Origin of the sequence: Oceanobacillus polygoni, from assembly GCF_008304605.1 — a bacterium.
In the GTDB taxonomy this organism is placed as follows: Bacteria; Bacillota; Bacilli; order Bacillales; family Amphibacillaceae; genus Oceanobacillus; species Oceanobacillus polygoni.
This window is the reverse complement of sequence record NZ_PIJY01000026.1, coordinates 198,728-220,927: the sequence shown is the minus strand read 5'-3', so window position 1 is coordinate 220,927 and position 22,200 is coordinate 198,728. Positions and strand designations below refer to the sequence as shown.

The following is a 22,200-nucleotide window of genomic DNA, read 5'->3' as shown; positions in this document are numbered from 1 at the left end:
CATTTCTGCTAGTCTTTTTGGTATAGTAGTTCAATAGGGATCTATCTACATAAAATGGACGTCAAAAGGGGATGGATGTGTTGAAGGAGAAATTCTTAGACTTATTGGCACAGAAATATGATAGTGAAGAAAAAGTAGTTACGGAGATTATTAATCTGGAGGCCATCCTTGATTTACCAAAGGGAACAGAGCATTTTGTAAGTGACTTACACGGGGAATACCAAGCCTTTCAGCATGTGTTAAGAAATGGTTCGGGAAAAGTGAAAGAAAAAATCAGGGACATTTTTAAGGATGAACTAACGGAGGAAGAAATTAATGAATTCGCGACATTAATCTATTATCCGGAAGAAAAGCTGCAATTAATTCGGAATCAATTTGACAATAATCAGGAATTAAATGAATGGTATGTAAAAACAATTGACCAGATGATTCGGCTCATCCCTTATGCATCATCCAAATATACACGTACCAAGTTACGGAAAGCATTACCGAAGCAATTTATATATGTTATAGAAGAGCTGCTCTACAAAACAGATGAATATACAAATAAAAAACATTACTACTCCAAGATTGTCCAAAAAGTAATTTCACTTGGTCAGGCGGATAAACTCATTATCGGTCTCGCCTATACGACTCAACAATTAGTTGTTGACCACCTTCATGTAGTGGGAGATATTTATGATCGGGGGCCTGAACCAGATAAAATTATGGAAGCGCTTATCAATTATCATTCTCTGGATATTCAGTGGGGCAATCATGATATATTGTGGATTGGTGCTTTTTCGGGATCCAAGGTTTGTCTAGCAAATATTATCCGAATCTGTGCACGCTATGACAATTTAGATATTATTGAAGATGTGTATGGCATTAATCTTAGACCGCTTTTGAATCTTGCGGAGAAGTATTATGAGGACAATCCTGCATTTAGACCAAAAAGGCATTCCAATAAACAGCAATCCGAAGAAGAGCAATTACAAATCACCAAAATACATCAAGCAATTGCTATGATTCAGTTCAAGCTTGAAATGCCAATTATAAAGCGACGTCCATACTTTAATATGTCGAAGCGGCTTTTACTCGAGAAGGTCGATTATGAAAAGAATGAAATTACAATCAATGGAAAAACATATCCACTGGAAAACACCTGTTTTACAACTGTTAATCCAGACCAGCCAGATGAATTGTTGGAGGAAGAAAAGCAAGTAATGGATAAGCTATTATTTTCTGTCCAGCATTCAGAAAAGCTAGCAAGACATATGAAATTTTTATTAAAAAAAGGAACACTTTATTTAAAATACAATGGGAATTTATTAATACATGGCTGCATTCCAATAGATGGAAATGGAAATATGGAAAAGTTGGTTATTGAAAATAAAGCATATGCAGGTCGTGAGCTGCTTGATATTTTCGAGCAATATTTACGACATGCTTTTGCAAATCGTGAAGAAACAGACGACCTTGCAACAGATATGGTTTGGTATTTATGGACTGGAGAGTATTCCTCCCTTTTTGGGAAAAGGGAGATGACCACCTTTGAAAGGTATTTTATTAGCGATAAGGCGACACATAAAGAGAGAAAGAATCCATATTATTATTTACGAGAAAAAGAAGAAACCTGCCGGAATATTTTAGAAGAATTTGATCTTGATCCAGATCAGGGCCATATCATCAATGGTCATACACCAGTCAAAGAGATTGACGGCGAAAACCCAATCAAAGCAAATGGCAAAATGATTGTCATTGACGGTGGCTTTTCGAAGGCGTATCAGTCAACAACAGGGATTGCAGGCTATACGTTATTATATAATTCATTCGGTATGCAATTGGTTGCCCATCAGCATTTTAGCTCGAAGGAAGATGTTTTGCGAAATGGTAATGATGTGCTATCTGTAAGAAGATTAGTAGATAAAGAGCTGGAGAGAAAAAAAGTTTCCGAAACCAATGTTGGAGAGAAGCTGATACAGGAAATTAATATGTTGAATAGTTTGTTGAAATATAGGTATATGAAGTGAAGGTAAATCTTACAATTATATGCAAGTGCGTAAAGATAACTCACATGTAGTACTTAAAAAAGAGAGATCGGAAGTCACACCCTTCCGATCTCAAATTGTATTAGTTAATCCGTTTAAACAACACATTATTTTCTAAGTGAACGTGTTGGAATGTATCGGATTCCAACTCAGCTAATCGTGCATACGTTATTTGATAGGAGTTACATGCTCCAGCTGGCGGGATGAAATCATTTGTAATTTCTCGCATTCTTTTTAAAATGTTCCCCTGTGATTCGTGTTCATCCTCTAAACTACCATTTGCTACATGAATACGCGCTGCAAGATCTTGATTTGGATTTTTTTCATATTCCTTTATCAATGGAAATACTTCATTTTCTTCTTTGACCATATGTGCTTCCATGTCCACTTTAAAATCATTATATAATTTGTGCAGTTCTTGAAGATGCGGATGATCTGCACCATGTACTCGGAAAATCTTCGTTACAAACTGCCCTAATGGAGAAAGTTCTTCATTTAAATAGGTATGGTGTTTGTGGACGATATGATCCACTAATTCGGAAAGTGGCACCCGGTCCCAATCGATAACTTCATGATCTTCCTTGCTCCAGCTTTCATATGCTGTATTCAATTCTGATAGAATAGCAACTTCATCCATATCTTTTTCAGTAAATACTGTACCTAGTGGGCGATCCCCACCACAGCAAAAGTCGATACGGCGCTTTTTAAATAAATCACTTGCCTTTGGAAAAACCTTCACAATTTCTGCTGGTGTATGTTCAATCGTAAATGTATTCATGACATGACCTCCTATTTATCAATCTATCTTCATGATAAAGGAGGTTGTTCGTTTTTTCTGTGATGGAAATCACATGGAAGGGCGCTTATTTGAGAAATTGAAATGGTCTATGGCTTATTCCTACGAACATGGATGTTTATGTAGTTCAATTTATATAAGTTAAAGTATGCACGTTCCTCTTGTTGATAAATTTAAATATTTAGTTTATATATATTTTTTGAATTTCTTTATCTATTGTTCCGCATAGAAGAACTTACCTCTTTTTGATTAATAAAATAGTCTCTATAATAAAAACAAGCTAAACTGATAGTGCAAATAAACATAAAAATCACTGTTACAAAAGGAGGAACAGGAAAATTTATTTTAAGTTATAAATACAATGAAAAAATGTTGTGAACATGGCATCTAAAAATATGGAAACAGAAACATTTTTTTTAATAAGTAATTTCAATAATGGGATTTTACAACTTTAAAATGTAAGCGATTTCTATTATTGGAATATTTCATGAAAATAATCTGCAAATTTTAGGGGGAATGAAAAAATGGCAATACTTAACAAAAGGTTTAAAGAGGTTGAGCTAACGGAATTAGATCTTAAATTATCGGGAGTTGCACACATCGGGCATGCTTCTATTGATGTAACTAATTTGGAAAAGTCACGATGGTTTTTTACAGAGGTATTGGGACTGCATGTGACTGCTGAAGAAAATGGAAAGGTATATTTAAGAGCTTGGCAAGACTGGGATCATCATACATTAGTACTAAATGAATCTGAAAATTCAGGGCTTGATCATTTCGGATGGAGGGTAAACTCAGAAAAGTCTCTCTACGCGTTTGAAAAAACACTTATCGATTTAGGACACGATTATCAGTGGATTGAAGGAGGAGGGGAATTAGGTCAGGGAGATGCAATTAAATTTTACAGTCCATCCGGGGTTCCTATAGAGCTATATTGGGAAATGGAATCTTATTCTAATGAGTTTACAGCATCTAAACTGCCAAGTCATCCGATGAAGTATAGTGGAAAAGGTGCAGCCCCACGTCGCTTTGATCATGTTAATGTAATGGTTAATGATGTAGCAAAAGAGCAGGAATGGTGGACGGATTTTCTTGGAATTCATCACCGTTATTATATCCAAAATGATGAGGATATTCGTCTTGGCTCATGGTTAAGCAAAACGAATATAGCTCATGAGATTGCCTTTATGCGTAACAGTAATCAGACAGGCTCTCATTTACACCATGTGGCTTATTACCTGGATACACCAGATGAATTATTCCGAGCGCTAAACATTATGGCTGAAAATGATATTAAAATAGAATGGGGACCAGGAAAACACGGTACAAGTGGTGCACAATTTCTTTATGCATTTGAGCCTTCTGGGAATAGAATTGAACTTTGGACTGGTGGAATGCTTATTTTTGCACCTGATTGGAAAGCGATTGAGTGGAAATCGGGAACTGGACAATTTGGACTTGATATGTGGGGAAGTACACCACCTGAAAGCTACTTGACCTATGGAACTGAAATCAAATAGCATTGTAAATATTTTATAGAAAGGTGGACCTTTTTGGTGGTAAAAAAATTACGAGTCGATTTTCATACACACATTATTTCTGAAGATTTCCCGAATCTAGCAGAAAAGTATGGGGATGATCGCTTTCCGATACTTCAAAATAACTGTAGCTGTGGAGCTGAAATTTTGGTCCAAGGAAAAACATTTAGAAAAATAACGAACCCAACCTGGGATCCGATAAAAAGAATGGAAGATATGGATAAAGAAGGTGTAGATATTCAAGTTTTATCACCGATCCCAGTAACATTTTCTTACTGGTCTGATTCCCAATCAGGTTTGGAGCTTGCAAAGTCTCAAAATAATTTCATCGCTTCAGTAGTAGAAAAAAATCCTGATAGATTTATTGGAATGGGGACAGTTCCATTGCAGGATGTTAAGCTGGCGATAGCTGAAATGGAAAGAGCAGTAAAGATACTTGGGTTAAAGGGAATACAGATTGGCTCCAATGTTAATGGACTAAATTTGGATGATAGTTCTTTATACCATTTTTTTGAAGCGGCCGCAGAAATAAATGTTCCTCTTTTTGTACATCCTTGGGCAATGTTGGGAAGGGAAAGGTTACAAAAGTTTAATTCGATGTACACGATAGGAATGCCTTCCGAAACAGCATTGGCAGCAGGAAGCATAATTATGAGTGGGTTAATGGACAAGCTTCCAAATTTGAAGGTGTGCTTTGCGCATGGGGGAGGATCGTTACCATACGTCCTACCTAGAATGGATAAGGGGTGGGAAGTGTGGCCAGAAACAAGACAAACGGAAAAGCCTCCAAGCTTTTACGCGAAAAAGTTATACTATGATTCTCTTGTATATGATCCCGTTAATTTGAAGTTCATGATTGAACAATTTGGGGCAAAACAGATTATTGCAGGTTCCGATTATCCTTTCCTGCTTCGAGAAACCCCTGTTGGCAGGGTGATTGATAATCTTGAGGGTGTTGCTGAGGATGATGTTCGATTAATGCTCGGACAAAACGCTTTGGGCTTTCTTGGTTTGCATGAATTGACGAAAGCTTAACTCAAAAAAGTAGAAGGAGGAAAATCTGTGAAAAATTCAAAAATATTGTTTTTCCTGATTTTGATAACAACTATACTTTTCCTAGGTGCGTGCGGTGGTAACAGCTCTGCAACAGGTGTTTCGGGAAAGGAAGGAGCATCATATGATTTTAAAATATCCTATGTTACCCAAACTGGACATAACTGGCATGCATTTGCAGAAAAGTTTCGTGATGAATTAGATACGAGATCTGATGGACGAATGAAACTGGAACTTTTCCCTGCAGCACAATTAGGGCCTGAGGCTGATATGGTGCAGCAATTATCTACTGGGTCGCTTGATTTTGCCTTACTTACTGTTCCATATTTAAGCACGCGTTTTCCTGAATTTGATGCATGGAATATGCCATTCCTATTTGAAGATTTAGAAGCTGGTATTATAGCATCAGAAACAGAACCTGCACAAGAAATGTTAGGATTACTTAAAGAGCAGGGTCTTAAGGGAGTTGGATATTTGCATACTGGAACTCACAGTCTACTTCTAAAGGGAGATCCGGTTAAAACGTTGGAAGATGTTAAAGGGAAGAAATTACGTTTTACTGGTGGAGCCTCTATATTGGACTTTTGGGAAGATATTGGTTCAAGTCCAATAGCTATGGGATTGCCAGAAGTATATAATGCTCTGCAGACAGGTGTTATTGAAGGTGTTTCAGTAGATACAAATGCACTGTTATCAGAAAAGTATCATGAGATATCTGAAAGCTATGCATTGACAAAACATATGGTTTTCGGCGGTGTGGTTACTGCTAGTTTGACGAATTACGATAATATGCCTGAAGGAGACCGAAAAATAATCGATGAAGCGATGGATGCTTCAATTGAATGGGGTAACGAACAGTTACTAATTAATGATGTTGAAGACTTAAATGAAGTGGCTGAGTTGGTAAATGTTGTAGAGTTGGATAACCGTGATGAGTTTGTTGAACAGGCGAAACTGGTGCATGAAGAATATTCGGGTAAAAATGAACTAATTAAAGAATTTATTGAAGCTGTGAAAGAACAACAATAAATATAACTTATAAAGAGGTTGTACAAAATAGGAATAGATTCCTTTGGGAAACAACCTCTTTCGTTACAATATGGAGGGCTATTATGGCAGGGAAATTAAAAGGAAAGGTAGCGCTAATAACTGGTGCTTCTAGTGGGCTCGGATTGGCAGATACAATCGAGTTTGTAAAAGAAGAAGCTGACACAGTTATTATGGTAAGCAATAATAGTAACAAGTTAAATAATGCAGCAGAAGTAGTAAAAAGATACGGAAATTCAACCATTCTTACTTATCAGCTTGATGTGGCCAGTGAGTCGGAATGGAAAAGGTTCAACCAGCAAATCATTAAAAAAATAGATAGATTGGATGTGTTAGTTAATAATGCAGGTGTAAACAAACGAGATACTTTTCAGCAGTGTACACTTGAAGACTGGAATCGCATTATTGCAGTTAATCAAACAGGTGTATTTCTTGGAATGAAATATTGCCTGGAACTTTTAAAAAAATCCGATAGCCCTTCTATTATTAACTTATCTTCCATAACTGGCTTAACTGGATATTTTGCTGTAGCATATACGGCTGCTAAGTGGGCAGTTAGGGGGATGACAAAATCAGCTGCCGCAGAATTTGGTAAATGGGGAATCAGAGTAAATTCTGTACATCCTGGATTTATTAATACTCCATTGAATGAATCCATACAGAATCTTATCAAGGTATCTAATGAAATGAATCCGCTGGAAAGAGCGGGTGAATCTTTTGAAATTGCGAAAGTAGTTACGTTTCTTGCCTCGAATGAATCTTCCTATATGACTGGTTCTGAAGTAGTTATTGATGGAGGCTTAACCTCTGGGGGCCAATTTAAGCCAATTGCTCATCAATTTAATATCTATTAAAGGTGGAGGACGATAGTGAAATATACACAGACAGTAAGTGATGTTATATATAAATTGGAAAAAATACTGGTTGTCCTATTAATACCAACGATGTTAATTGCAATGGTATTTGATGTTATTTTCCGTTACTTTTTCAGTGCTCCTATAGTTTGGGGGCAAGAGGTGGCTCTTTATACCTTTATATGGTCAAGCTTTATCGGTGCCAGTATGAGTATAAAATCTAAAGAGGCGGTAGCTGTTACACTCTTTGTTGATAGGTTAAGTAATCAAGTTAGGAGTGTTATGATAACTGGTGGATTACTTGTTTCTACTATATTTTCTTTATATATTTTATATTTATCGTTTAATTGGATTATAAATCCCAATATTCTATTACAAAAATCCATTACAACACAAACACCAATGATATATATGTATCTATGTATCCCGATTAGTTTACTCTTTATGTCTATTCATTTTATTAACTTATCGTTTGAAGCGCTAAAGCTTACCAAAGCTGGGAAGGTGATTGAATGACACTTACGCTTACAATATTTGCATTATTGCTTATTATTAGAATTCCGATAGCTATTGTACTTGGAATATCGGGAGTTTTACTTCTATTCATAAGTGATAATACAGGAATGCTTATTAATGCGCCACAGCGGTTATTTTCATCTCTTGAAAGCTACAGTTTGTTGGCGATCCCTTTATTTATGCTTGCTGGAGAAATCATGAATGCTGGTGGAATTACGTCTAGACTTATCATTTTCTCACAAAAGTTTGTTGGGCATTTCAGAGGAGGCTTGGCCTATGTAAATATTGTGGCTAATACCTTTCTAGCGTCTATTATTGGGTCAGCTGCAGCACAGATCGCAATGATGACAAAAATTATGGTGCCTGCAATGGAGAAGGAAGGCTATAAGAGAGAATTTGGTGCAGCTACCACAGCATCGGCTGGAATGCTCGGTCCGATTGTTCCTCCTAGTATGCTTTTCATTATTTATGGGGCTACCTCTGGTTCATCAATTGGTGATATGTTTCTTGCTGGTATTATTCCAGGAATTCTCATTTCCCTAGCCTTTATTATATTGGTTGCTTATATAGGATATAAACAAAATTTTCCTTCAAAACCCAAAGCAACCTGGAAAGAAAGAGGTAAATCCTTTATTTTGATTATCCCTGCATTATTGGTTCCCGGAATTCTGATTTGGGGAATTGTCACGGGTGTCTTTACTCCAACAGAATCAGCAGGAATAGCGTGTATAGTTGCATTAATAATCAGTATCTTTATTTATAAAGATATAAATTTAAAAAAGCTACCTAATATTATGGTGAACACGGCGATTTCTACTGCGATTGTAGCATTACTTATTGCTATGGCAAATGTATTTGGCTGGGCAATGACATTTGAACGTATTCCACAAACAATTGCCGAATGGATGACGACGATTGCGAGTAATCCAATTGCTTTTTTAATTCTTGTAAATATTTTATTTCTGTTATTAGGAATGGTGATTGAGGGTATTGCTTTAATTATTATATTAACACCTATCTTCGTCCCAATATTACCGACATTTGATATTGATCCTATTCATTTCGGCGTACTCATCTGCTTGAATGCAACGATTGGAATATTGACACCTCCAGTTGGATCAGGGTTATTTTTGGCAACATCTTTAGGTAAGGTAAAAATAGAGGCTTTTGTTAAAGCTGTTTGGCCATTTGTTTTAGTGGCAATAGTAGTCTTACTTCTAGTTACATTTATCCCGCAGTTGACATTATGGATTCCATCTTTTGTTGAATAAATGAAGTTTATTATATGGAGGGGTAAAATGGAATTAAATGGTAAAACTGCAGTAGTAACCGGTTCTGCTAAAGGAATTGGGAAAGCAATCGCAGAGAAGCTAGCTATTCAGGGCGCAAATATTGCAGTAGTTGATATGGATGAGGAAAGTAGCAGAGATACCGTATTACAGTTGAAAAATTTTGATGTGAAAGTAAGCGGATATTTTTTGGACTTGAAAGAGGTAGAGAGGATAAAGAAGTTATATTTATCAATTATCGATGATTTTGGTTCGTTTGATATCGTTGTAAATGCTGCGGGAATTATCAAAGTGAATAAATTTTTAGAAGTAACACCAGATGACTGGGATGTTGTGATGGATTTAAATGCAAAATCACTGTTTTTCAGCATGCAGGAAGCCGCTATAAATATGATCAAGCATGGTAAAGGGGGAAGAATTATAAATATTTCGTCCATTACTGGTAAAGCAAGTCGACCCGATTACCCTGTTTATGCAGCTTCTAAAGCTTCGATTATAAGTACTACACGTTCAGCGGCTACTGCACTGGCAAAATATAAGATTAATGTAAATGCAGTTTGTCCTGGATATGTGCATACCTCGATGTGGGATCACATTGATGATCACTATGTTAGTAAATTTAATCGACCAAAAGGAGAGGTTATAGAGAAAATGCTCAATAGTATTCCCTTACAAAGATCCGGGGAGCTTCATGAAATTGCATCCCTGGTAGCTTATCTCGCTTCCTCGGAAGCGAGTTACATCACAGGGCAGGCGATAAATGTGGATGGTGGAGCAATTATGTATTAATGTTGGGCTTTGCAGTTTTTAATGTTATATTTTGTCTACTTAAGACTCACTATCGAATACGGTAGTGAGTTAATTATTTGATTCCTAACTATAATACACTGACTTAGCTAAAAATTATGATAAGCTATTCAAGCTTATATGCTTCATTTTACCGTTCACTCCATACTTAATGTTTGATTATTTTTCCCATCATATCATCATTACATTATTCTATTATAAGATAAAATTATATAATCCCTTGTAAAAGGCTTACAACTATTATATACTTTTACTAAATCGGTTTACTAAATCGATTTAGTAATAAACTTTAGGAGCAAACAGATGAAAAAGACGACAATAGCAGATGTTGCAAAACATGCAAACGTATCAAAAAGTACAGTATCCCAATATTTGAACCAGCGCTACGACTATATGGGGGAGCAAACAAAAGAACGGATTGAAAAAGCAATTGCGGAGTTGAAATACAGTCCTAACATTTTGGCAAGAGGGTTGAAACAAAAATCTTCTACAACAATTGGTGTAATTGTAGCGAATATTTTACACGTGTTTTCCACTCAAGTTATCCGAGCTATTGAAGATTTTTGTAATGAAAAAGATTTCCACGTTATTGTTTGCAACGCAGATGATGATCCAGTTAAAGAAAAACGATATATTGATATGCTTCGAGCCAAGCAGGTAGATGGAATCATCGCATTTCCTACTGGAGAAAACGTCGAATTATATAAAGGAATAATGGAAGAAAATTATCCAGTGGTATTTATGGACAGATTGATACCTGGTATTACCATTAATACAATTTTGTTGGACAATGAACAAGCAGCATTTCTAGCTGTTAATGAATTTGTAAAAAAGGGACATGAACGTATAGGAGTAGTTTCTCCACCGTTAACTCAAAAAGTTACACCAAGATTTGAACGTATGGAAGGCTATAAAAAAGCTTTGGAGCACCATGGTATCGAGTTTAATCCAGATTACATTCTAAGTGGAGAGATAGAGGAAATGCATACAAAATTAAAGAAAATGATGCGCTTGCCTGTTCCGCCAACTGCGATACTTGCCATAAATGATCGTACGCTAATTGAAATATTAACGTACACCAAAGAAGAGCAGGTGCGGATACCAGAAGATTTGGCATTAATCAATGTCGATGATGTATCTTTTGCGAGTATTTATAATCCAGCTCTGACAACAATTGCTCAGCCTGCATTCGAAATGGGGAAAAAAGCAGCAGAAGTTCTTTTTGATTTGATACGTGACAAAGGTTTATCTGCCGACGTAAAAGTATATCGTTTTAAACCTGAGCTAATTGTAAGGGAATCTAGTTAAAGGAAGGTTGATCAGTTATGAAAAATATAATTAACACAGTTGCATTAGAAGTGAAAGAAGTATTGGAAAAAGCCGATTCCAATGAAACTATCAAACTAGCAGAAGAAATCGAGCGTGCAAGTCGGATATTTATAGCGGGAACAGGTCGATCAGGGCTAATTGGTAAAGTATTTGCGATGCGATTAATGCATAGCGACTATCCGGTCTATGTTATTGGTGAAACAATAACGCCAAGTATTGGTTCGGATGATTTACTGCTCATTATATCCGGTTCGGGAAGCACCAGTTCACTTATAAATTATGCTGAGAAAGCAAAAGAGATTGATGCCAAAGTCGCATTAGTAACCACAAATAAAGAGTCGAAGATAGGAACTATAAGTGATTATCTCATTACAATTCCAGCAGCAACAAAGAAACGTTTGGACTCTGAACCAGCTACAATCCAACCGCTTGGAAATCAATTTGATCAGTCGGCACATTTGCTGCTTGATGCAATCGTAGTATACCTTTTGGAGAATAATCCAGATAGAAACAGCCATGCAAGCTTGAATCAAAAACATACAAATTTAGAATAATAGGGAGTGCTCATTAAATGAATTTAGTAGAACAAATTCAACAACATAGAATAGTAGCTGTTATTCGAAAAGCAGATGAAAATAATATCGTTCCAATTCTTAAAGCATTACACGAAGGGGGGGTTCAATCTGTCGAGATTACTGCAGAAACTCCAAATGTTTTGCAAGTAATTGATACCGCTGTCAAACATGTGGGAGATAAAATAAATATCGGCGCAGGAACAGTACTTGATCCAGAAACAGCAAGATCAGTCATCATGGCGGGAGCGAAATTTATCGTATCCCCTACACTGAATATCGAAACGTTAAAGTTAACAAATCGCTATGGAATTTTAAATATCCCCGGAGTCTTGACTCCAATAGAAATCTTGACTGCTTATGAAAGCGGTGCCCAAATGGTTAAGATTTTCCCGGCAGATGCATTTGGACCAAATTATGTAAAAAATATTCTCGGTCCATTACCACATGTGAAGGCGATGGTTACTGGTGGAATTACGCTTGAGAACATAAATGAATACCTTTCCAAAGGAAGTGCAGCGGTTGGAATTGGAAGCAATCTTGTAAATGCAAAACAATTAAAAACAGATGAAGACTACTTCCATTTAATACAAACAGCAAGACAGTATGCAGAGAAGGTAAATGAGCTTGAAGGGTGAATATCAATATTTATAAGGAGGCTTATCACATGACTAATCGTAACTATACTTTTATCATGATCATTTTTATATCAATTATTGCTCTATTGGCTGGTTGCAATACGGATGATGTCGAGGCAGAGGCTGACGGGAAAATTAAATTAATTGCAGCTCATAATCAAACATCACCTGATAATCCGTACCAAGCTGGTTTACTGAAGTTTAAAGAGGTTGTTGAAGAAAAATCAAACGGAAAGATTGAGGTAGAAGTACATGCAGGAACGATTGGTACGGAAGAATCACAGCTAGTTGAAAAGCTGCAACTTGGTGCAGCGGATCTCGTTGTTGTTTCACCTGGACTTATGACGCAAACGGGTATTCGAGAAGTAGATTTATTTTCTGCACCATACTTGTTTACCAGTTATGATCATTGGTTACGAGCGGTCGATGGAGAAGTTGGAGAAGAGATGGCAGCCATCATTAATGAAAAATCTAATAACTCATTTAAACTATTAGGCTATTGGTCCGCAGGAGTTAGACATTTCTATGGGAAAATCCCGTTGGAATCCGTAGATGATTTAAAGGGAGTTTCCCTAAGAACGCAAACATCTGGGGTTATATCTGATTTCTGGCAAACGACTGGAGCAATTCCTTCATCTATATCATGGGGAGAGCTGTATCAAGGATTACAGCAGGATGTTGTTGACTCTTCAGAAAACGCTTACCCGTTTTTTGTGCAACAAGCACATCACACGACTTCTAATGGAAAGTATATAACGGAAACAGCTCATGATTATACAACAAGACTTGTCTTATTTAATGGAGAAAAATTTGATAATTTCCCAGAAGAATATCAAGACATTATTTTAGATGCAGCTGAACAATCTGTAGTTGCTGAACGTGAAGCAACGAATGCACAAGATATTGAATATAAGGAAAAGGCTATAGCTGACGGAGCTATCATCAATGAGATTGATAGAGAGCCATTTATTGAAATTGCCAGGCCGATCCTGGATGACTTTGTAAAAGAAATTGAAGCGGAAGAATTATTGCAGAAAATTAGAGATTTAGAGTAAATAATATAGGAGGTTATATCATGAAGCGTTTCGTAAACGTGCTTGAAAAGATACAGATTATTACCGGTGTCACATTTCTATGTGTATTCTTTATTATTATTATGCTGCAAATAGTTACTAGACATCTTGGTATATCCGTTATTTGGACAGAAGAGGTAGCGAATTATTCCTTTATTTGGGGAATCTTTATGGGTGCTGCAGTAATGGTGAATCGTAGAGAACATTTTAATTTTGATTTCTTAATCCGAAAATTACAAGGGAAAAAAAGAATGTCTCTAAGTATAACTAATGATTTAGTTCTAATTGCTTTTAATATTTGTATATTATTGCTTGGTTTACAAGTCGTAACAGAATTTTGGAATTATACATGGGCAACGATACCAGAAATGAAGATGGGATATGTCTGGATTGCTATTCCAATCATGGCAGGAACGATGATTCTTTATTCTGTTTCACATTTGATTGATCATGTCCAGGCAGCTAAAGTGAAGGAGGTAAGTGAGTAATGGGGTTTTTATTAATTGGTTTATTTCTTATATTAATGATTCTCGGTGTTCCAATAGCGTTTGTTATCGGGATAGTCGCATTGTTAGGTATTTTTGGAATCCCTTACACGCCTGAGGCTACTGTACCGATGTCCATGGTGAACGGTTTAGACTCGTTTGTATTGCTTGCTGTTCCTTTGTTTATATTAGCTGCGAATTTAATGAATTCAGGTAAAATATCTGAGAAATTGATAGACCTTGCTTTAGCAATTGTTGGCCCAATACGTGGTGGATTAGCCCATGCGAATGTTCTTGTATCCATGATGTTCGCTGGTGTTTCTGGTGCAGCACAAGCAGATACAGCTGGGGTAGGAAAAATACTGATTCCGAGTATGCTGCGAAAAGGATATGATAAGGAAACGTCTGTTGGAGTAACAGCAGCATCATCAACAGTCGGGGTAGTTATACCGCCAAGTATCCCAATGATCATTTTTGCTGGATTAACCAATGCATCAATTGGAGCGTTGTTCCTTGGTGGAATTGTCCCTGGAATTCTAATTGGGTTAGGAATGATGGTTTTTATTTACTTCATGGCAATTAAGCGGAATTATCCGAGAGATACACGGGTTGAGATGAAGAAGTTTATGAAATTATTAGTACAAGCTATTCCAGCGCTGCTAACTCCTATTATTATCATCGGAGGTATTATTACAGGGTTCTTTACTGCTACAGAAGCAGCCGCAGTTGCTTCATTATATACACTGCTTGTATGTATGTTTTACTATAAAACATTACGTGTAAAAGATTTACCAGGTATTCTAATGGATACCCTTGCATTAAGCTCCTTATCCTTGTTTGCATTAGCAGCAGCAAGTGCACTTGGAGAATTAATGAGTTATTATCAGTTGGGAACGATTGCACAGGAATTCTTTACGAATAATATAGGAACAGAATGGTTATTTATTCTGATTGTAATCGCATTCTTCCTATTCGTCGGAACGTTTATGGATGCCATCCCAGCCATGATTTTATTTGTGCCTGTTATTCTTCCGACAGCATTGCAATTTGGAATTGAGCCGGTTCATCTAGGGTTGATCGTTGTTATTACATTAGCGATTGGATTGATTACACCACCATATGGACTTTGTCTATTACTCGCAGCAAAAATTGGAAATATGTCAATTGAAAGGTCGTTTGTTGCAGTAATTCCATACATTGCAATTATTTTGGTAGTATTACTGTTTGTCGCGTTCTTCCCGGAAATTGCATTTTTTATTCCGAAAATGATTAATCCAGGATTATTTTAATTAATTGCTTGTTAGGAGAGATAATGATGGAAGATAAACGAATGGCTGCTGAAGCGTCTATAAAATATATAAAAGATGGGATGACGGTTGGACTCGGTTCTGGCTCCACCGTCAACTTCATGCTTGAACAGCTTGCTGAACGTGTTAAAGAAGGGCTCAAAATCAAAGGTATACCTTCTTCATTAAAAACAGAACGATATGCAAAACAATTAGGAATTCCATTGATTGATTTTTCTAAAACGACAAAGATTGATATTGCGATTGACGGGGCCGATGAAGTGGATCCAAACCTCCACCTCTTAAAAGGTGGGGGTGGGTCACTTGTCAGAGAAAAAATTGTTGATCGAGCAGCTGATAAGCTTATTATTATTGCTGATTCATCAAAGATTGTATCTAAATTAGGAGAATTTCCACTCCCCGTTGAAGTGCTGCCATTTGGGTTTGAGGTGACAACGGAGCAAATTGCAGCAGGCGGTTGTACCCCAGTATTGAGGAAAAAGGACGGGCAACCATTTGTATCAGATAATGGAAATTATATTTTAGATTGTAAGTTTAACAGTATTGAAGATCCACTAGCACTACATGAAAAATTGAAGTGCATAACAGGAGTTGTCGAAACTGGTTTATTTCCACAGATGGCTCATAAAGTGATTGTTGCAAGAGATGGAAGGATTGACATTTTACATAGGTAACTGTCAAAAGGAGGTAGCTGAAATGAATGATGTGATTACAATTGGCGAAGCAATGATTGCATTTAGTCCGCAATCAACAGGGCCAATGAAATTCGTAAATATGTTTGAAAAAAAGGTTGGCGGAGCAGAGTTAAACCTAGCAATAGGTTGTTCACGATTAGGTTTAAAAGCTGGTTATATTAGTAGATTAGGTAATGATGAATTCGGTAAATATATTTATAATTTTGCTCGTGGTGAAGGAGTAGATATGTCACAGGTTCAACTTGTCGACGGCTATCCTACATCATTAAATTTTAAAGAAATTATGGATGATGGAAATGTACGGACATTTTATTATCGTGATAAATCTCCGACATTAGCAATGCATCCCGAAGATTTGGATGAAGATTATTTTAAAGATGCGAAAATACTCCACATAACAGGGATTTATCCGGCAATCGGCGAAATTCAGATTGACGTTATCCATAAAGCGATTGAATTAGCAAAGAAAAACAACCTGCTAATTTCCTTTGACCCAAATATAAGACTTCGAATGTGGAGTAAGGAAGAAGCAAGTCAAGTGTTGGCTGAAGTCCTCCCCCATGTTGATATCTTATTAGCAGGGGATGAAGAGATGGATATTATTATTGGTGAAAAGGATTCTAAAGCTATCATCGAAAAGACGAAGGAGATGGGAATTTCCTATATTGCTGTAAAGCAAGGTGAAAATGGATCTGTTGGATATTATAATGGAGCGACCGTGGAAGCACCTCCTGTTAAAGCCAGCAAGGTTGTTGATACGGTAGGAGCTGGAGATGGATTCAATGCCGGTGTGCTTTATGGAATCCTGAATAAGTGGCCGCTTGAAAAAACATTGCACTTTGCAAATACGATTGGTTCGATGGTTGTCAGTGTTGTTGGCGATAACGAAGGGCTGCCATATTATGAAGACGTACAAGGCAAACTTGGTGAAATTGAACGTATTGAGCGATAGAAAAGAGGTACAAATAAATGAAGCTGCAATTAGCATTGGACAGACTTACTAGACATGAATGTTTTCATTTGATGGAAGAAGTAAAGGATTATATTGATATTATTGAGATAGGAACAGGCGTTATTAAAGAATATGGCATGGCGATTGTAAAGGAAATGCGAGAACTTTTTCCAGATAAGCTGATCCTTTCCGATATGAAAACATGTGATGCTGGCAGACATGAAGCATACCAGGCCTTTAAAGCAGGTTCCGATATGACGACAGTTATGGCATTCTCTTCTGACTTGACGATAAAAGATACGCTCCAGGTGGCTGAAGAGATGGGAGCTAAAGTAATGGTTGATCTGCTCGAAGTACATTCAAAGGATCGAATTACAGACCTTGAACAGCTAGGTGTAAGTCTTGTTAGCCTCCATGTTGGAAAAGACAAGCAAGCAGAAGGTGGTTTTACAACCGATTTGTTTTCTCTAGTAAAGGAATCATCGTTTGAAATAGCGGTTGCAGGGGGAATCAATTTGGAATCACTACCTGAAATTATTCAAGAGGAACCAGATATCATTATTGTTGGAAGTGCGATAACAGCGGCAGATAATCCGAAGAGTGTAGCAGGGGAAATGAGAAGGATAATCAGCCAGTGAATTTTAATAGAGGATTCCAATATTACTCACGTTACTCTCTCCATCAGATTAAAAAGGAGCCATATCACCTGGCTCCTTTCAAGTTTTTAACGAACACTATACAGTTTTAGGCGTCAAATTAAAGCAACGTTTATAAATCCATACATAATCCTTTTCTTTTAAATCTCTTGGATTTCCGATAGTTTGTGGGTCTTTCATTGCTTCTTTTGCTAATCTATCAATCATGTCTGGTGAGACACCTTGTTCTTCTAAATTAGGAATATCTAAATCATCTGCAAGCTTATACATTTCATAAACTGCAGCTTTTGCAGCCTCTTCAGTTGTCATGTTGAATGTATTGACACCTAAAGCTTGTGCAATTCGTGCAAATTTATCAGGGTGACCTTTCCAGTTATATTCCATGACTGGTCCCATCATTGTTGCTACACATTGTCCATGGGCTACTGGGATGATACCGCCTAGTGTTTGTGACATCGCATGTGCAGCTCCAGCAGATTCACTGCCGTACGATAACCCTGCGAGCATCGCTGCTTGTGCCATTCCATAGCGAGCTTCGATATCGCCACCGTCAGCATATGCACGGCGGATGTACTTTCCAACATATTCAATAGCAAGTAGTGCTACTGCATCTGTAATGGGTTGTGCATAATGCATCGTATAACATTCAATTGCATGTGCAAGTGCATCAATACCAGTCATCGCGGTTACATGTGGTGGCATTGATACATGTAACTCTGGGTCAATAATCGTTAAGTGAGCAGCGATTAATGGACCACCAGTATTGAATTTGAATTCACGTTCTTCATCCGTGATAACAGCCCATTGGGTTACTTCAGAACCAGTTCCAGCCGTTGTTGGAATGGTCGTTAATGGTGGAATACGATTGGCTAAAGGCTTTTTCCCTTCAGCAGCTTCGTAATCCAATACACTACCTTCATGCGTTACTTCCACGCCGATACCTTTTGCGGTATCCATTGAGCTTCCACCGCCAACTGCAACTAAACCATTACAGTTTTCTTCTTTGTATGTTTTTGACCCTTCAGAAATAAGTCTTACTGGAGGATTCGGTTCTACCTTATTGAAAAGGACAATCTCGACTCCAGCTTCTTTTAAGTATTTTTCAACAGGGGCCGTAACACCAGCTTGATAGATACCTGGGTCTGTTACTAATAGTACTTTTGTAACTCCAAGATTTTTAACTTCCTCACCAATATGTTCAATGGATCCAATGCCATGCTTGATAGCTGTTGGAAGTACAAATTGGTGAAATTTATGCATATGTTCTACTTTCATATTTAGACTCATTATTTAATTCCTCCTGGTTTATTTCTTTTTAACTAATTAAAACCAATTAATTGGTTCTGGATTTAGGTTTTGGAAGACATGTTTTGTTTCCTGATATTCTTCTAAACCAAGTCTACCTAATTCACGGCCGTTACCAGACTGCTTAAATCCACCCCATGGTGCATGTGGAAAATAGATGTTGAAATCATTGATCCACACTGTCCCCATACGCATGTTGGCAACACAACGCTCTGCTTTAGCAATATCCTTGGTCCATACTCCGCCAGAAAGTCCATAGATGGAATCATTTGCAAACTTGATTGCTTCTTCTTCAGTATTGAATTTTTCCACAGTAATAACTGGGCCGAAGCCTTCATTTTGCACCACGTTCATATTTGTCGTACAATTTGTTAGAATCGTAGGTAAATAGAAGAACCCCTTTAGCAATTCCGGATTTTCAGGACGTTTAGCGCCTGCTGCAACCGTTGCACCTTCTTCAATTCCCATTTCCACATAATCAATTACTTTGTTTAAATGCTCCTGTGAAATAAGTGGTCCCATTTGAGTAGCCTCGTCAAAACCACTTCCAAGTTTAATGTTCTCAACACGTTTAACGAGTGCATCAACAAACATATCATGGATGCTTTCTTCCACGAGAATTCTTGTGCCAGCTGAACAGATTTGCCCTGCATGGAAAAAGACAGCATTTAAAGCTTGGTCAACAGCAGTTTCTAAGTCAGCATCCGCAAAAATAATATTTGGATTTTTCCCACCGAGTTCTAGAGCGATTTTTTTCATATTTATACTTGCCGATTGCATAATTTTTTTCCCAGTTTCAATACCGCCTGTAAAGGAAATGAGATCTACATATTCATTCTTAGAAAGCTCAGCACCAACTGTATCTCCAGCTCCTAATACAAGGTTCGCGACCCCATTTGGTACACCTGCTTCTTCGATTAATTCAAATACTTTTACTGTTGTAAGAGGTGTTATTTCACTTGGTTTCATGATTACTGTATTTCCAGAAACTAATGCAGGCGCCAACTTCCAAGATGCCTGTAATAAAGGATAGTTCCATGGTGTAATTTGCCCGCAAACACCAACTGGTTCTTTTACAACCTTACTTATTGAATTAGGAATCGGCGAATCAATAATTTCTCCGCCATCTTTATCTGCGATGTCTGCATAGTAATGAAAAACGCCAGCAATATCATCCATATCCCAGCGACTTTCTTCAACTGTTTTACCGGTATCAAGGGATTCTAACCTAGCAAGTTCTTCTTTATCTCTTTCAATCAATTCTGCGATTGTACGAACAATTTTGCTCCGTTCTGCAGTGGATAGCCTTGGCCAGTCACCGGTGTCGAATGCTTTTCTTGCAGCTGCAATTGCATGCTGTGCATCGGTTTCATCACTCTCAGCGACTTGCGCGATAACTTCCTGATTGAACGGGTTAATAATAGAGCGTGTCTTATTTGAGATGGAGTTAACCCATTTGCCATCAATAAAGTTTTGTTTGATGTCCAATTTAAAATCACTCCTATTTCGTTAAGTTTGTTAAGAAAAAATTTAACGTATTGAACAATATGAACATAACATGTAATATTTTCTTTGTCAAAATGAAAAGATAGTTTGCGTATCACTTCCATCTCTAGGAGCAAAAGAACTTTTTTGGGTTTGACAATTAAATTTCATGCGTTAAAATTAAATTTGTTAAGAAAAAATTTAATGGATTTAATTTAGTTGATATTTGAGGTGGAGAAATGAAAGAGAATAACGATAAATACGCAATCGATAAAATCGAACAAGCAAAAGAAGAGGTTATCGGTGCTATCTCGGAAACCATGGATCTATATGGAGTAACACCTTCTGCGGGCACATTATATGCAACCATGTATTTTCAAAATGAAATGAATTTAGACGAAATGCGAACAGAATTAGGGATGAGTAAACCTAGTATGAGTACAAGTGTCCGTAAGCTTCAGGATAATGGGATGGTAAAAAAAACATTTCATCGTGGTTCGCGTAAGCATACCTATATCGCAGAAAAGGATTTCTTTAGTTCCTTTATGTCTTTTTATTGTCGCATGTGGGAACGCGAAGTGAAGATGAATATGGAAGCCATTAAAATTGCGGAAAAAGATTTAAAGGAAATTGTGGACGATCAAGAAGTTTCTCAAGAAATTAGGGAAAAAGCAGAAGAACATTATAAATTGCTAGATAAATCAAAGGTCTATTATCGATGGCTTGAGCGGCTCACTGTAAGCATACAGAATGAAGAGATATTTGAATTTCTACCAAAGGAGTCGAACGAAAAAAATACAAAGAGAGGGTAATGCATGATTATTAAAAATACAAAAGTTTTTATTGTAGGACTATTATTTTTAATGGTATTAACGGCATGTAGTGGTGAAAGTGATGGAAAAAGTCAATCACAAGGGGAAGGTAACAAAACGATTGTAATGGGACAAATTAATTGGGCGGAGAACATTGCTGTCACAAATATGTGGAAGGTCATTCTGGAAGATAAAGGTTATGAATTGGATTTAAGAATGTTAGATATGGGAACACAAATGGCAGCATTACAAAGTGGAGATTTAGATGTCAGCACAGAGGTTTGGCTACCAATCCAGGATGCAAGTTATTTAGAACAATATCAAGAAACAGTTAACTTTTCAGAGGAAACGTGGTATGACAATGCAAAAGTTGGTTTAATTGTACCTTCCTATATGGAAGATATAAATAGTATTGAAGATTTGAATACCTATACAGAAGAGCTTGAAGGCACAATTACAGGCTTTGATCCAGGGGCAGGTACGATGGAAGTTACGGAAGAAGTAATTGCGGAATATGATCTTGACGTTGAACTTTTACCGAGCTCTGAACCTGCGATGATTGCAGCGATTGATCAAGCAATTAAAAATGGGGAAGCAATTGTTGCTCCACTATGGAGTCCACATCGGATTTTCTCAGAAATGGATTTAAAATATCTGGATGATCCCAAAAAGGTATATGGCGATGTAGAAAAAATACATCATGCTACTCGACAAGGATTTGAGGAGGATTTTCCAGAGATAGATAAGTGGTTGAAGAATTGGAAGATGGATGATGAAGCAATCGGACAATTAATGAGTTCTGTCGGTGAAGCAGAAGATCCACTAGATGGGGCAAGAGAGTGGGTCGAGGAAAATCAAGATCTCGTGAATGAGTGGATGGAATAGATATGATTGGGAAGAGGCTGGGATATAACGAAAAGTGTTTAAGGTAAAAGACGAACGATGCACAAACTTAGCCTAG

General features: G+C 37.2%; 22 protein-coding genes. 19 read left to right on the top strand and 3 right to left on the bottom strand.

Features of this window, described 5'->3' with window-relative positions; translation table 11 throughout:
- The first annotated feature begins 80 nt into the window (after window positions 1-80).
- Window positions 81-2,012 carry a fructose-1,6-bisphosphatase gene (locus F1560_RS12895; protein WP_149475038.1) on the top strand — a complete coding sequence of 644 codons (1,932 nt, stop codon included), beginning with the start codon at window positions 81-83 and terminating at the stop codon, window positions 2,010-2,012.
- Between the two features lie 100 nt (window positions 2,013-2,112).
- Here the strand turns inward: F1560_RS12895 and ric are convergent, their stop codons facing one another.
- On the bottom strand, window positions 2,113-2,808 hold the full coding sequence (gene ric / locus F1560_RS12890) for an iron-sulfur cluster repair di-iron protein (RefSeq protein WP_149475037.1): 696 nt from the start codon (window positions 2,806-2,808) through the stop codon (window positions 2,113-2,115).
- A 542-nt stretch (window positions 2,809-3,350) separates the two neighbouring features.
- Between ric and F1560_RS12885 the strand changes: the two genes are divergently transcribed.
- From F1560_RS12885 to hxlA, 16 genes are all read left to right on the top strand, one after another.
- The gene (locus F1560_RS12885; protein ID WP_149475036.1) at window positions 3,351-4,346 is read left to right on the top strand and encodes a VOC family protein; all 996 of its coding nucleotides are present in this window, start codon (window positions 3,351-3,353) and stop codon (window positions 4,344-4,346) included.
- A gap of 36 nt (window positions 4,347-4,382) precedes the next feature.
- Complete coding sequence (locus F1560_RS12880; protein ID WP_149475035.1) at window positions 4,383-5,399, top strand: amidohydrolase family protein; 1,017 nt, start codon at window positions 4,383-4,385, stop codon at window positions 5,397-5,399.
- 27 nt (window positions 5,400-5,426) lie between these two features.
- Window positions 5,427-6,446 (top strand): TRAP transporter substrate-binding protein, encoded by a 1,020-nt coding sequence (locus F1560_RS12875; protein WP_149475034.1) that lies wholly within the window; start codon window positions 5,427-5,429, stop codon window positions 6,444-6,446.
- A gap of 83 nt (window positions 6,447-6,529) precedes the next feature.
- A complete protein-coding gene (locus F1560_RS12870) occupies window positions 6,530-7,318 on the top strand; it encodes an SDR family NAD(P)-dependent oxidoreductase (RefSeq protein ID WP_149475033.1) in 789 nt (262 codons plus the stop codon).
- A 15-nt stretch (window positions 7,319-7,333) separates the two neighbouring features.
- Window positions 7,334-7,834 carry a TRAP transporter small permease gene (locus tag F1560_RS12865; RefSeq protein WP_149475032.1) on the top strand — a complete coding sequence of 167 codons (501 nt, stop codon included), beginning with the start codon at window positions 7,334-7,336 and terminating at the stop codon, window positions 7,832-7,834.
- Window positions 7,831-9,105 carry a TRAP transporter large permease gene (locus F1560_RS12860; protein WP_149475031.1) on the top strand — a complete coding sequence of 425 codons (1,275 nt, stop codon included), beginning with the start codon at window positions 7,831-7,833 and terminating at the stop codon, window positions 9,103-9,105. Before F1560_RS12865 ends, F1560_RS12860 begins: the two co-directional genes overlap by 4 nt.
- 27 nt (window positions 9,106-9,132) lie before the next feature.
- Window positions 9,133-9,912: an SDR family NAD(P)-dependent oxidoreductase gene (locus tag F1560_RS12855; RefSeq protein ID WP_187773727.1), complete on the top strand. Its 780-nt coding sequence runs from the start codon at window positions 9,133-9,135 to the stop codon at window positions 9,910-9,912.
- Between the two features lie 321 nt (window positions 9,913-10,233).
- A complete protein-coding gene (locus F1560_RS12850; RefSeq protein ID WP_149475029.1) occupies window positions 10,234-11,238 on the top strand; it encodes a LacI family DNA-binding transcriptional regulator in 1,005 nt (334 codons plus the stop codon).
- Between the two features lie 17 nt (window positions 11,239-11,255).
- Window positions 11,256-11,813 (top strand): 6-phospho-3-hexuloisomerase, encoded by a 558-nt coding sequence (gene hxlB, locus F1560_RS12845; RefSeq protein WP_149475028.1) that lies wholly within the window; start codon window positions 11,256-11,258, stop codon window positions 11,811-11,813.
- Window positions 11,814-11,830: 17 nt separating this feature from the next.
- Window positions 11,831-12,469 (top strand): bifunctional 4-hydroxy-2-oxoglutarate aldolase/2-dehydro-3-deoxy-phosphogluconate aldolase, encoded by a 639-nt coding sequence (locus F1560_RS12840; protein ID WP_149475027.1) that lies wholly within the window; start codon window positions 11,831-11,833, stop codon window positions 12,467-12,469.
- 29 nt (window positions 12,470-12,498) lie between these two features.
- Window positions 12,499-13,524, top strand: coding sequence for a TRAP transporter substrate-binding protein (locus F1560_RS12835; RefSeq protein ID WP_149475026.1), 1,026 nt, complete (start codon window positions 12,499-12,501; stop codon window positions 13,522-13,524).
- Window positions 13,525-13,544: 20 nt separating this feature from the next.
- On the top strand, window positions 13,545-14,030 hold the full coding sequence (locus tag F1560_RS12830; RefSeq protein ID WP_149475025.1) for a TRAP transporter small permease: 486 nt from the start codon (window positions 13,545-13,547) through the stop codon (window positions 14,028-14,030).
- Window positions 14,030-15,316 carry a TRAP transporter large permease gene (locus tag F1560_RS12825; protein ID WP_149475024.1) on the top strand — a complete coding sequence of 429 codons (1,287 nt, stop codon included), beginning with the start codon at window positions 14,030-14,032 and terminating at the stop codon, window positions 15,314-15,316. Before F1560_RS12830 ends, F1560_RS12825 begins: the two co-directional genes overlap by 1 nt.
- 26 nt (window positions 15,317-15,342) lie before the next feature.
- Window positions 15,343-16,008: a ribose-5-phosphate isomerase RpiA gene (rpiA, locus tag F1560_RS12820; protein WP_149475023.1), complete on the top strand. Its 666-nt coding sequence runs from the start codon at window positions 15,343-15,345 to the stop codon at window positions 16,006-16,008.
- A gap of 22 nt (window positions 16,009-16,030) precedes the next feature.
- Complete coding sequence (locus tag F1560_RS12815; RefSeq protein ID WP_149475022.1) at window positions 16,031-16,981, top strand: sugar kinase; 951 nt, start codon at window positions 16,031-16,033, stop codon at window positions 16,979-16,981.
- Between the two features lie 17 nt (window positions 16,982-16,998).
- Window positions 16,999-17,619: a 3-hexulose-6-phosphate synthase gene (gene hxlA, locus F1560_RS12810; RefSeq protein WP_149475021.1), complete on the top strand. Its 621-nt coding sequence runs from the start codon at window positions 16,999-17,001 to the stop codon at window positions 17,617-17,619.
- A gap of 96 nt (window positions 17,620-17,715) precedes the next feature.
- Here hxlA and gbsB read toward each other — a convergent pair whose 3' ends face one another.
- Window positions 17,716-18,924 (bottom strand): choline dehydrogenase, encoded by a 1,209-nt coding sequence (gene gbsB / locus F1560_RS12805; protein ID WP_149475020.1) that lies wholly within the window; start codon window positions 18,922-18,924, stop codon window positions 17,716-17,718.
- Between the two features lie 36 nt (window positions 18,925-18,960).
- Entirely contained in the window at window positions 18,961-20,430 is a 1,470-nt protein-coding gene (betB, locus tag F1560_RS12800; protein WP_149475019.1) for a betaine-aldehyde dehydrogenase, read from the bottom strand.
- Window positions 20,431-20,666: 236 nt separating this feature from the next.
- Between betB and cudC the strand changes: the two genes are divergently transcribed.
- Both cudC and F1560_RS12790 read left to right on the top strand, forming a co-directional pair.
- Entirely contained in the window at window positions 20,667-21,239 is a 573-nt protein-coding gene (gene cudC / locus F1560_RS12795; RefSeq protein ID WP_149475018.1) for a choline uptake/conversion transcriptional regulator CudC, read from the top strand.
- A gap of 3 nt (window positions 21,240-21,242) precedes the next feature.
- Complete coding sequence (locus tag F1560_RS12790) at window positions 21,243-22,124, top strand: glycine betaine ABC transporter substrate-binding protein (protein ID WP_149475017.1); 882 nt, start codon at window positions 21,243-21,245, stop codon at window positions 22,122-22,124.
- Window positions 22,125-22,200 lie beyond the last annotated feature (76 nt).